General features: G+C 35.2%; 7 protein-coding genes. All 7 read right to left on the minus strand.

The genetic code is table 11. The features are described from left to right. Window positions 1-244: 244 nt before the first annotated feature. Window positions 245-2695: a glycoside hydrolase family 95 protein gene (locus tag NLG42_RS18365; protein ID WP_257681835.1), complete on the minus strand. Its 2451-nt coding sequence runs from the start codon at window positions 2693-2695 to the stop codon at window positions 245-247. 200 nt (window positions 2696-2895) lie between these two features. Continuing rightward, complete coding sequence (locus NLG42_RS18370; protein ID WP_257681836.1) at window positions 2896-4314, minus strand: acetylxylan esterase; 1419 nt, start codon at window positions 4312-4314, stop codon at window positions 2896-2898. 143 nt (window positions 4315-4457) lie between these two features. Next, complete coding sequence (locus NLG42_RS18375) at window positions 4458-7238, minus strand: glycoside hydrolase family 78 protein (RefSeq protein WP_257681837.1); 2781 nt, start codon at window positions 7236-7238, stop codon at window positions 4458-4460. Window positions 7239-7479: 241 nt separating this feature from the next. Beyond that, window positions 7480-9345 carry an exo-alpha-sialidase gene (locus tag NLG42_RS18380; RefSeq protein ID WP_257681838.1) on the minus strand — a complete coding sequence of 622 codons (1866 nt, stop codon included), beginning with the start codon at window positions 9343-9345 and terminating at the stop codon, window positions 7480-7482. Window positions 9346-9639: 294 nt separating this feature from the next. Then, window positions 9640-10557 carry a glycoside hydrolase family 43 protein gene (locus tag NLG42_RS18385; protein ID WP_257681839.1) on the minus strand — a complete coding sequence of 306 codons (918 nt, stop codon included), beginning with the start codon at window positions 10555-10557 and terminating at the stop codon, window positions 9640-9642. Window positions 10558-10649: 92 nt separating this feature from the next. Next, on the minus strand, window positions 10650-12218 hold the full coding sequence (locus NLG42_RS18390) for a glycoside hydrolase family 28 protein (RefSeq protein ID WP_089056448.1): 1569 nt from the start codon (window positions 12216-12218) through the stop codon (window positions 10650-10652). A 220-nt stretch (window positions 12219-12438) separates the two neighbouring features. Beyond that, window positions 12439-13842, minus strand: coding sequence for a glycoside hydrolase family 140 protein (locus NLG42_RS18395; protein WP_257681840.1), 1404 nt, complete (start codon window positions 13840-13842; stop codon window positions 12439-12441). Window positions 13843-13849 lie beyond the last annotated feature (7 nt).

Here is a 13849-nt window from a genome sequence, read left to right on the forward strand (position 1 = left end):
CGCTTTTTTTTATTCGGCAGAAGCCTCACAAAAAAAGAGCTCCACTTCCATCACTCACGCGATAGACTTTTACGTTTTCTCACTCCTTTAAGGTTTACTACTCCTGCAAGGTTTCCAAAACCTTGTAGATTTAATATTCTTGTTTCACAATCTTGTCATTTCGATCCCGAAGCTTCGGGAGAGAAATAACAAATATTACGTGCTATTATATTTTCTTAAATCACTTATATGGTTTTAAATACTTTTAATTCCCCGTAAAAGTATACGTCTGTCCCGCTTTCATATTCACATCATAAATATTATAATTAGGCAATTCTACTTTAGGCAATTTTGCTTCTTTAGAAATAATCGGTTTCTTTACTTCCACATCATAAAACAACGGATTTGGATTCTTCCCTTTTGCTTTTTTAATTGAAGAACCTTTCAGCGTATTCTCAACTTTCAATCTACAATTCCCTCCAATTTTCGAATAGATTTTCAATTCCGAAACTTTATTATTTTTCCAAGTCATGTCGATTACAAATCCGCCTCTGGCAACCAAACCTTTAATATTTCCATCTTTCCAAACACTTGGTAGAGCAGGCAATAAATGAATCGCATCTTCCTGACTCTGCATCAGCATTTCGGCAAAACCAGCTGTGCATCCAAAATTACCATCAATTTGAAAAGGCTGATGTGCATCCAGCATATTCGGATATGTTCCTCCGCCCTTTCTTTGATCTGCTGTTACTAAATGCAGTTGATCCTGAATCAATTTATAAGCATGATTTCCGTCTAATAATCTCGCCCATAAATTCACTTTCCATCCCATTGACCAACCTGTAGATTCGTCTGTTCTATAAATCAAAGATTGTTTTGCTGCTTCAAACAATTCAGGTGTTTTAATTGCCGAAATCTGATTACTCGGGTACAATCCATACAAATGCGAAACGTGTCTATGATTGTCTTTCGGATTATCCCAATCGTCCTGCCATTCCTGCAGCTGATTGTATTTCCCAATTTTCATTGGAGGCATTTTTGCCAAAGCATCACTCACTTTTTTCACATAAGCCGCATCTGGTGAAACCAAAGCCGAAGCTTCAATAACATGCGTAAACAAATCAAAAATCAATTGATTATCCATTGTCGTTCCTGAGGCAATTGTTGCTTTTCCCGTTCCGCCAGCGTGCGTGTTTTCAGGAGAACTTGATGGCACAACCACTAAATATTTTGTGTTAGGATCAATAACCATAAAATCAAGAAAGAAATCTGCAGCGCCTTTCATAATTGGATAAATTTCTGCTAGATATTTTTTATCACCTGTATATAAATACCTTTCCCATAAATCTTGACAAACCCAAGCACCGCCAGTAGGCCACATTCCCGAAGCAGCAGAATCCACTGGAGCGGTAACACGCCAAATATCGGTATTGTGGTGTAAAACCCATCCATTTGCATTGTACATCATTCTGGCTGTTTCTGCACCTGTCACGGCTAATTCTTTCGCCATTTGCACAAAAGGTTCGTGCATTTCCTGCAGATTGGTTACCTGTGCCGGCCAATAATTCATTTCGGCATTGATATTTGTTGTGTATTTACTGTCCCAAGGCGGCGTTACCATATCGTTCCAAATTCCTTGTAAATTCGCTGGTTGTCCGCCCGGCTGTGAACTAGAAATTAAAAGATAACGTCCAAATTGAAAATATAAAGCAGCCAACTGCGGATCAAACTGTTTCGAAAAATCCCTGATTCTTTCGTTTGTTGGTTTCTTAACCAAATCATTTGAGCCTAAACTAAAAGAAACTCTATTGAAGAATTTTTGATAATAATCAACATGAGCTTTTTTTATCGTTTCAAAATCTTTTACTTCGGCTTTAGCCAAATAGTCTTTACTTTTCGCAATCTCATCACCTGATATATCCTGATAATTTTTAAAATTAGTTGCAATCGAAATGTACAATGTTACTTCATCAGCTTTGTTGATGCTTAAAACTCCATTGCTGGCATCAATTTCTCCTCCTTTATTTTTTGCACTTAATCTTCCTTGAAATTTTACTTTTCCTTTTACGCCTTCAAAATTAGTTCCTAAACCTGACAGTATAATCTGTTTTCCTTCTGTCGAAGCTACTGTTTTATCAATTGGGCTGTTCATGAAAACATTACAAGTAATCTGTCCTGGCTGACTTGCTGAAAGTTTTACAACAATTACCTGATCTGAAAATGCTGTTAGAATTTCTCTTGTAAATTCAACACCATTTACCTTGTACTTTACTTTTGCTGCAGCATTGCTGATATCTAAATCACGATAATAATCGGTATATTTTTGATGTCCTGCGAATGAAATATAAACACTTCCAAAAGTCTGATACGGCATTCCGTCATTGGTTTGCGACATAATATCTTTGGTAGCCAAATCTTGTGCTTCATCAAACTTTCCGTCAAAAATAAGTTGTCTTACTTTTGGCAAAGCCTCTATCGATTTTGAATGTGCATTGCTGTTTGGAGAACCTGCCCAAATCGTTTCTTCATTCAATTGTAAACGTTCCACTGCCGGATCACCAAAAACCATCGCGCCCAAACGACCATTTCCCAAAGGCAATGCTTCATTCCAGATTGCAGCTGGTTTATCGTACCATAATTTTAGGTCACTTTGTGCTGTTGCTGTCAAGGAAAAAATCCCAAAACAGATTGTTGCTATTTTAATTTTTAATCTCATGTTTATATTTTTTTGACAAATTGCATCAGTATTTTATCTTGTCTAAATCCTTCAATCTTGTCATTTCGACGAAGGAGAAATCTTCGTTGCAAAATCGACATAGATTGTGGAGCTCCTTGTGGAGATTCCTCGTTCCTCGGAATGACAAAATTGTGTAAAAAATTAATTCGTGCTAATTTGTGAAATTCGTGTTTATACTTTTACTTCTTAACCTCGTAAACTTTCAGATTTTTTTCTCCGAACATTTCATATAATTTATTAATGTCTTTCAAAGCGTTTTTCGGCAGATTTTCAGCTTTGTTGCCAAAAACATATAATTTGTCATAAGGTTCAATCACACAAGTCGATTCGTCGATCTCGCCTTTTTCGTTCTTTACTTTATTCAAATCTAAGTTTAAATATTTCGCCATAAACGGATACAAAGCCATACGTTTCGAAATTCCGAAATCATGTCCTTCTTTCGCAAAATGAGCATTTTCAACTAAATCTTTCTTTCCGTACAATTCATACGTTCTCTGAATAAAAGGAAATTCTAATTCTGGAACTGCCAGAGTCCAGTCTTTTCCATCAGAAACAATCAATTGCGGTTTTGGAGCCATCATTGCTGAGATTTCGGCGTTGTTTGTTCCGTTTCCACAAAGATGAATTCCTCGTCCGCTTTCGCACGGACAACCGCCTGAAAAATGAGAAGAAACCATTACAACTGGAGCCGAAACTTTCACTCGATCGTCAATTGCAGCTAAAAACATCGTATGCGAACCTCCGCCAGAACCACCAGTTACACCAACTCTAGACATATCGGCATTTTTTACTGTTGCTAAATAATCCAGAAAACGAATTCCAGTTAAAACCTGAACTGTCGATGCAATACTGTTTCTATGTGTTTCTTCTGGAAACTGCAATAACGATTCTCCCCATGCAAATAAATCATAGCCCACGACAATTGCACCCATTTTTGCCATCATCGCACAACGATATTGTTCGTCTTTTCTATATCTTCCGTCTCCAAAATGCCCGTCGGGAGTTAAAATAACAGCTGCTTTTTTATTTAACGGATACGGTTTGTAAATAGATCCTGTTGCATAAACACCCGGCAGAATTTCTAGGGCAATATTTTCTACGCTGTAATCTTTATAAATTCTTTTTGGAGTTAAAAGTGGTTTAGATTTTGGCATTGGGGGAGCTTTTTCTAATCCAAATGAAGTTATCATACAAGCTTTTAACTCCGTTTTACGTTTTTCCCATTCTTCTTTAGTCGAATAAAGATTTTCTAGGTAAAATAGACGTTCTTTTCCTTTATCAACTGAAACTTTATGGTTTTCATATTTTCTAATGATATAAGTTCCATCCGGTTGTTTAAAATACATCAATTCGAATGGTGCTAAAATATTAGTTAACGAAAGTGCTAGGTTTCCAGGCTCAATTCTCCAGTCCGCATAATCCAGTTCTTTTCCTTTTAGTAAACCTCGATCGTCATTAATTGTAACATTAAAAGCGGTTTCTATTTTCTTCACTGTTTCAGAAACTGGTTTCCTAAAATTAGTATCCGAAGTACTTTGCGCATTTGCAAATGTCAAAGCAAAAATGGAAACTAAGAAGATGTATTTTATGTTTTTCATTTTAATCTCATTGTGTTGGTGCGCTGATAAAACAGATTCGCTATCGCGAAAACGCTGATTTAAACGGATTTTTTTATTTAATAATCCAAAAAAGTTCCGTTTAAATCCGTGTCTTTACGAAGTAAATCCGTGTCATCCGCGATCTATATTTTGCATTCTATTGTATAAACTCCAGATCCCAATTCTAAAACTGGCTTTTGCACTTTTTCATCAAAACCTGTCCTAATCTTTTTATTATCAATTCTTATTTCCGAGCTTTTAGAAACAGGCAGTTTAATTGTTGCGGTTGTATTTACCGGAATTTGAACATTCAAAATAAATTTACCGTCTTTCTTTTCCCAAGACGAAACAATTTTTCCATAAATCGATTGATAATCTGCTTTCACGAAAGTCATATCGCCAACAACTTCCGGCTGAATAAAGAAATGTTTAAATCCTGGTTTCTCAGGATCAGACATAATTCCGGCTAAGCTTTGGTAAAACCATTCTTCTATCTGACCTAACATAAAATGGTTCCATGAATTTCCTTTTCTCGGATCCCATTGCTCTGTTAAAGTGGTTAAACCAAATTTAATCTGAAAACCATAACCTGGCGCATCATAATGATTGTGCATATTGTACATCGTCTCATTTTCTCCATTTCTTGCCAAAGCCTGAAACAAATAACGATTTCCAACATCTCCAGTTGTCAAACGATCACCTTTTGCTTTAATATCAGCTAGTAAATTTTGCATTACAGCTTCTTTATATTGCGGTTCGACAATATTCATAAAAATCGGAACGGAGTTGCTAAACTGACTGTTTGTTCCATATTGTTTTGTTTCTTCGTTGAAAAATTCCTTGTTGAAAGCCGTTTTAATCTCAGAACCAAGTGTGTTGTATTTCTCAAAATCTTCGGATTTGCCTAATAATTTTGATGCTTTAGCTACTAAATAAGCTCCATAATAATAATGCGAAGTTGCCGAAAGCGCAATTGGACTATTCTTAGAATATCCCGCTGGATGCGTTCCGTAATCGTACCAATCACCCAATCCGTGAGAAACAATATGATTCGTGGCTTTTGTTCCTAAGTAATCGACATACTTTTTCATCACGGGAAAATATTTTTCTAATAATGAAGCATCTCCGTAATATTCATAATACATCCAAGGCAGAATTACTCCTGTTACACCCCATTCTGGAGAATCGGTAAAATCACCTCCAAAAACCACATATTCGGGAACAATTGTCGGAATCAAACCATTGTCGCGCTGTGAATCTGAAATGTTCTGCATCATTGCCGGAATATAATTTTCCAGATTATAATTGAACATTAAACCCGGACCGTTTAAGTGAACTTCTTCTAGCCAGCCCAGTTTTTCACGCTGCGGACAATCGGTAAAAACACTTTGAAAATTACTTTTTATCGAGTTGTTAATCAATTCGTGCGTTTTATTGAAGATTTCATTTGAACATTCAAAACTTCCTGCTTCTCCTGCCGAATTGTAAATGAAATTCGATTTTAAATCTATCAAAGTTGGGAACTCTGCATTTTTAGTTTCTTTGTAATTAACATTTTCAATCTGAACATATTGATAACCGTAGAAACTAAATTTTGGAGTCCATTCTTCTGTGTCTTTGCCTTTTAATGTGTAATCGTAGTAATATGGTTTTCCAGATCTTCCTTGAGCAATTGTTCCTTCTTCATTTAATCCTTCGGCAACCCAAACACGAATCGTTTGTCCTTTTTTACCTTTTACTTTAATTGTTGGAAATCCAGAAAGATTCTGCCCCATATCAAAAACATAGAAATTTGGTTTCAGCTCTTTAACCGTCTTAATTTCATATTGTTTCTGAATCGTAATTGGCGGCGCTGTTTGTGGTCTTAAAACTCCTTTTGGTGCTTCCTGAATAACAACTTTTTTCCAATCAGAATCTTTAAAACCTTTAGTATTCCAACCTTTTTGTTCTAAATTAGCATTGTAATCTTCACCACCAAAAATGCTGTTATATGTAATTGGACTTTTACTATATTTCCAAGTTTCATCAGATTTTATAATTTCTTCTGAACCGTCTTTATACGTAATTTTCATTTTAAAAAACAAAGTCGGCGGACCAAAACTCACAAAGAATTTGGTATATCTTTCTGCAAGTGTATTGTACATTCCGTTGCCTAAAAGTACACCAATTACGTTTTCTCCTTTTTCAAATTCTTTAGCGTTTAACTCGTAAACATTATAATTAACCGATTTATCATAATCTGTCCACAATGGCGCAAATTCGCTGTTTCCAACTTTTTTATTGTTAATCGATAATTCGTAATGTCCTAAGCCTGAAATATAAACAACCGCTTCTTTGATTTCTTTTTTTACTTCGAAAGGTTTACGCAGCATAATACTTCTGCGTGATAATGAATCTGAAGCATTGATAATCGAGTTCTTTTTCTCTCTGTTGAAAGTCGCTGTGTGGTAATTTCTTCCTTCAGGTAAATGACTGTCGGCTTTTGTAATCGCGCCAATCCAAATCGGATGTAAATCTGATTCTAACGAAGCTGTTCTAAAAGCTGCTGTTTTACTCCATTTAGAAATTTTACCTGTTTGATTCCAGACTTTAACTTTCCAGAAATACTTGGTTTCATTTTTTAATGGATTTCCCTTATAGGTAATTTGAAGATTTTTATTAGAATTTACTCTTCCGCTGTTCCAAATATCACCTTCGTCATTTTGCAGTTTTTCTTCGGAAGAAGCAACCAAAATAATGTAACCAATTTGTGATGCATTAGATTCTTTTGAAACCAACTGCCAGCTTAATCTCGGCTGATTTTGAACTACCGCTAATGGGTTTTCAGCCATTTCTGTTGTTAAGCGTATAGGCAGAATTTGTCCATTCGAAATGAAAGTGACTAAGAAACCAATTGCTAATAATATATTTTTTAAATGCTTCATTTCTTACTTTAAAATTTGAACACTGATTAAACTGATTTACTTCGTAAAGACACGGATAAAACGATTTTTTTTATTTGCTTAAAATGAAATCCATTCAAATCTGCGTTTTTTCGCGATAGCGAATCTGTTTCATCTGCGTTCTATTTTGTTTCGCTACGAATTACACCAATTTCACTAATTTTTAAATCAATAATTATCAAAAATAATTCGTGACAATTCGTGTAATTAGTGGCAATATATTTTACGCCTTTTTAGTTATCAACGATTTAATATTGAATACTGCTTCTGGTATTAATTTTCCTGTTTGAGGTAAATCATCATAATCGTCTGTGTCTGGCGCTGTGTCAGGATTTGGAGAATATCTTTGTTCGCCTGTACGGAACATTATTCGCTCAAAACCATCTACTGGCGCATAAAAAATTCTCGTTGATTCTTTTTCGTCGTTTACTTTTATGGTGTACGAACGGGTTTTAACGTTCAGTTTTACATTTACTTTATATTCCTTTCCTGCTTCGTATTTGGCAATTGTATTAGAACGAGCACCATTCTTTACTTTCAATTGACCATCTGAATCAAAAGTTAGTCTTACCGCTGGCAATCCTTGTTTATTTTGAAATTCAACTTGCAGTAAACCGTGATTGTTTTGTTCTGGTTTTACGGTAAAAGTTACTTCCATTTTTTCTGCAAACGGAATAACACGTTCTGCGCGGGAATAATCAAAATAATCCTGATCTCTTAATGTCAGCCATTTTTTACCATCCGTTTTCTTTTCGATTTTGGTCGACGCCCAAGACAAATCGTAAGTATTCCAAAATTTTAATTCTTGTCCGTCTGGAAGATCATTAAAAATGTCATTTGTATTTTCAGTAACAATACTTGTAACTGGAACTGGAATCGACGCGACCCAAATATCTTCTTTGTTTACGCTGTAACTAACCCAAAGTTTTCCATCAGGCGGAGTTCCGTCACCTTCTGAGATTCCGCGGACATATTGAGGACCTGCAGATTTATAGTTTCCGCCATATCGCATCGGACTAATTTCTCCGTGAACTAATAATAAATCTTTGTAATTCAACCCGTCATCACTTGTTGAAATTGCCAATGGCCAGCGATATTCGGATGGATTATAAACTGTTGCATAACGATTATCTGATGTTTTTTGTCCCCAGATTTTAGCATTGCTGTTTACAAAACCAGGAGCACGAACTGGCATATAATCCCAAGATTTTCCACCGTCTTTACTGATCGAAGTTAAAGCGTGTTTCCATAAACCAACTACATTTCCGTTTGGTAAATGGTAAGAACTTAAAGCTTTATAAGGCTTTTTCAACGGAATTAATTCATCATCGCGATCAGCTTCTTCAACCCATTGCTGTAGAATTAAAGGATCGGATAAAATTTCTTCACAGGCTTTTTTCAAACCTTTATCTTTTGCTTGTGTATAAAATGGAAAAGCCGATTTCGATTTATCCCAAGATTTATTGTATCTGATGAAATAGATTTCACCAAAACTTCCGTCTTTCTTAATTTCACGGATTACACGTCCAATTCCTTTTCCGTCATTTGGATCGTCTTTTTCATCCATCGCGATTCCATAATAGGCCAAAGCAAAAAGTCTCTTGTCTTTTGAGGTGTAAAAACCCATTCTTTGGTGCATAATGGCATCTAGATTTTTGGCAACGCCTTCAACACCATCTTTTTTCCATCCGTCAGGAATATGATATATTGGAAAAATTACTTTTGGCATTTTCCAGCTTACACCATCTTTTGAAGTCATAATAAAAGTCTGGCTCGGCGGAATATGTTCTCCTGCAGGATCACTTAAATATTGCAGATAAAAAGTATCATTCCAATACGCCATTGTCGGCTGGTGATTGTACGTCCATCCAAAACCATCAGCTTTCTCGGGATGTTCACGACTTGCACGCATAATTTGTGTAGCGTGAACTCCAACTGCAGGACTTAACTGCCCGTGATGATAATCTATGTTTGAAAGTGTTTTTCCAACATAACGCACAGTATCGTTCTGTGCATTTACAGCGGTACAAGTCAAAAGAATTGTGGTTGTAGTGATGATGTTGGTTTTTATGTTTTGTAAAGTAATCATTCTTTATGTTTTTTGTTTCACGCAGATTTTAGCTGATCAATGCAAATTCTTTTTCTGCTATTACTTAAAATAAAAATCTGCTTAAATCATTTTAAATCTGCGTGAAATTTTTCTAACTATTCTTTTATCTGCGTGATCTGCTAAATCTGCGGGGAAAATTTTACTCTCGCAGATTTGGCAGATTCAGCTGATTTTTTTTCTTTGCCACTCCCGATAGCTATCGGGATAAAAGGATTAAAAAGATTATTTTAAAATTTAGTCTGTGAGAATCTTTGTAATCTGAGGTATTGTCTTTTATTTTCTTTCAATTAATCCTTTTAAAACGTCTGCTGAGATTGTTGTAATCGTTCCGTGTTTATGTCCTTCGGGAAGGCTTATTTTTGATGAAACATCTTCAAAATGAACAAAATCTGACGTACTTAAAGCTTTATAATTTTTTGAACCGTAATTATCATAATATAAAAGCCAATTTTTATCCACTTTTACTACTGTTGGTCCTTCTGACAAATATTCGGTTAAGGGTTCAGAACTTTTTTCAAACGGACCTAAAGGCGATTTTCCAAAAGCTACTTTTATGTTACGCATTGGTCTTGTATTGTCTTTCAAAACCAAAACATAATCTTTCTTACCTTTCTTCACAATCACACAGTCAATCACACTAAAACCAGGATCGTAATATAATTTTGTATCCGAAAAAGTTTTAAAATCCTTTGTCGTTACATAATACATTCTGTGGTTATTTTTCTCGTCTTCAACGCCTTTTTCAAATCGGAACGGAATTGTTGATGCCCAAATAATGATATACTCTTTTTTCACATCATCATAAAAAATCTCTGGCGCCCAAACATTGACAACTTCAGGCTCATTTTTCATTACTGGAATATATTCCTGTTTTGACCAATGAATCAAATCTTTTGAACTTGCATATCCAAAACCGTTTCCGCCTTTCCAATCTGTCGTCCAAACCATGTGATATGTTCCATCAGCGCCTTTCGTAATTGACGGATCTCGCATAATTTTACTGGCTCCAATTTCGGGTTTTAAAAATGATCCTTCTAATCCTTTCCAATTGTAACCGTCTTCGCTGTACGCTAGATATAAACCTTCTGTTGCTGGTTCTCGAAACGAAGTAAAAAGATATAAATCTTTCTTTTTCTGTGAATAACCAACTGCAAAGAGTGAAAGGGTTAATATGATTAATATTTTTTTCATGATATAAAATTGAACACTAATTTTACTAATTATCACAGATTTTAATTCATGCCAATCTGTGAAATCTTTGTTATATTATTCTTTTTTGTAATCTATTCCGTTATTGCTTTTTTATCTAAAGAAGCACCTTTTTTAATTTTCGTTGTTACGTTATTAAAAACATTATTTTTTACGAAAATATTTTTGGTGTCTTTTCCATCAGCTTCAATAAAAATATCGGTTGCATTAAATGGAAAATTATTATTGATCAATGTGTTTGAAACATTATCCAATTTGATAACTGGAACTCCTTTTATTGGTGTTGATGATCCAACATTGTCTAAAATAATGTTTTTTGAATCTGATATTTTGAAAGAAGAACCAATTGTTGCGTTCACTTTTACATCATGAAATTCTACATCTGTTGCTGTACTTACTGTAAAACCTTCTTTTCCATCCATATTGATGTTAGAGAAAGTGATGTTTTGAATCGGCATTTCTGTAATTCCTAAAATCTGTCCTGCTTTGTTCACGTTTGAAGCTGTAATGTTGCTCATGTGAATGTTTCTAAAAATCGGCGTTTTTTCGGTCACAGGCTCAACTTGAGTTCCTTTATCATAAAAAAGACTCAATACGATTGCTTCTTCTTTTATGTTTTTCATAACGATATTATCCACGCGAATATCTTCTACAACTCCTCCTCTTCCGCGTGCTGCTTTAATACGGATTCCGCGATCTGTTCCATCAAAAACACAATTTGAAATCGTAATTTTTTTGATTCCGCCCGACATTTCGCTTCCAATTACTACTCCTCCATGACCGCTTAACATCGTACAGTTTGTAATCGTAACATTTTCTGTTGCTTTTCCGTATTTACGCCCGTCGCCGTCTCTTCCTGATTTAATCGTAATACAATCGTCTCCAACACTAATATGACAATTTGAAATGTGAACATTGGTACAAGAAGAAGGATTAATTCCGTCTGTATTTGGCGAATGCGGATTAAAAATTGAAATTCCAGTTACGGTTACATTATCACAGAATTCTGGGTTGATTGTCCAAAAAGGTGAATTTTGAAAGGTTACGCCTTCTATTAAAATATTCTTGCAGTTGTAAGCTTGAAAAAAAGAAGGTCTGAAGAATTTCTTGTCAACAGTTCTTTTGTAATACGGTTCTGTGTAAAGGCCTTTGTTTTGCTCTTCCCACATAGTTTGATATTTTGTTGGAGGTAATGGTTCTTTGGCACTTTCGATTCTGTAGACTTCATTCCACCAAGCTTTTCCTTGTCCGTCGATTATTCCTCTTCCAGTAATGGTGATATTTTGTACATCTTTTGCATAGAATAATGGCTGAAAACTTTTCATTACAATTCCTTCGTAACGCATTTCTACATAAGGCAAATAATCATCAAAATTCTCAGAAAACTTCAAAAGCGCCCCAGAATCTAAGTGAATCGTAATGTTGCTTTTTAGTGTTAATGCTCCCGTTAAATATTCTCCCGCAGGAAAAAAGATCGTTCCTCCGCCGTTTTTAGATGCTTTTTCTATGGCATTCTGAATGGCTTGGGTACATTTTATTCCTTTGTTGTTTCCACCTTCGTTAAGGATGTTTAGCCAGCCGTCGTTTGCGAAAGTGGTGTTTAATCCAGTAATGAAGCAGAGTATTATTAGTATATTTTTCATAGTTTATTTTTTTTTTTGCCACAGATTAAAATGATTAGCACAGATTTTTTACTCTCATTTTTGTCATTTCGACGAAGGAGAAATCTTCGCAAGAAACTCGACAAAGATTGTCAATTCACTTTATGGAGTTACTTGTGGAGATCCCTCGTTCCCCGGGATGACAAGATTGAGGGTAATCCTCAAAGTCTTTTACTAATTACTTTTTACTTTTCACTAATTACTACTTTGATCTTAAAATCAAAACCCAGTCATTGCCATCTTCTTTTTTTCCTGCTGGTTGAAAATTTTGACTTCCTTTATTATCAAATGTTCCAATTTTAGTTTTCTTCCCATTTCTTGGATTGTACCAACTCGCCTCAAATTTATCGCCTGAAATTTTTCCTAATTTTACTTCAATTATTCTACCATTGTAAGTGTATAGTAAAGCGTATTTTTCTCCTCTGATGGCTGGAATATAATCGTACTTTTCTCCCTGATTGGCAATTAAAGAAACATCTGGAACTCCTTCTAAAAATGGAACTTCTTCCATTAATTTCTTAATATAAATCATCTGTTTTGCTCCGGGCGCATTAATTGCTGATGTCCATAATTCTTTGTTTCCGTACGCTGGTTTATCTCCTTTTCTGAATATTTGCATTACGGCATTATGTCCGTACGTGTAACCTGCACCGCCAGATAAAACAGACCAATATCCGTAACGGCGTACATCGCTTGCTGTCCATTTTGGTTGTAAAGTATCATGTAAACCATGTGGAATTCCTTCGTAAGATGGCTCTCCGTCAAGTGTTGGTTTTGTTGGTTTTAATTTGAAATCTCTTAGAACGAATTTGTAATTGTCTTCTTTGAAATTCGTTTTTACCGAATCTTGATCGTATCTTCTGTGTCCTGATTGGAACATATTAAAATCTAACCACTTTTCATTATGATAATTCTCTGAAGAATCGGTTCTTCCAAATGGATGAAAAGTCACTAACTGATTTGGATTGTTGGTTTTTAAAGTATTTCCGATCGCATTCCAAATATCCATAAACTCATTTCCGTGTGTGTCTCCACCGTTTAACCAAATTATATTGGTTCTATTTTTATATCTATCAGCCAAGAATTTAGCATATACAATTGCCTGCTCTTTGCTTACTTTATTTCCTTTTGAAACGTTTGTTCCCCAAACTGGAACCATCGCCAAGTAAATTCCATTTTTCTGAGCTACATCTAAAGTATAATCTACGTGATCCCAGTAATCGTATTCTTGTGCACTTTTGAAATCATTTCCGGCTGTAGTCAATGGTTTTGAAACATCTTCGTTGATTAAAGCTGCATCGCCATAAACGTTAACGGCATTTATATTATGCAAAACCATTACCTGAACGACATTAAATCCTTTGTCTTTTCTGTCTTTAAAATATTTATCAACGCCTGCTCTATCTAGTTTTCCGAATGCCAGCCAACCGGTGTCGCCTAACCAGAAAAATGGTTTTTCGTTTTCGGTAACAAAATAATGCTGATTTTTAGAAACTTTGATTTGAGGCAGAGATGCTTTTGTTTTGGCAGATTGCGAAAATCCGCTTTGCGCTGTCAACAAAAAACTTAAACTTAGGGCGAATAAATATTTAATTTTCAGATTCATTTTGGTT

Source organism: Flavobacterium plurextorum (genome assembly GCF_024638035.1).
Classification (GTDB): Bacteria; Bacteroidota; Bacteroidia; order Flavobacteriales; family Flavobacteriaceae; genus Flavobacterium; species Flavobacterium plurextorum.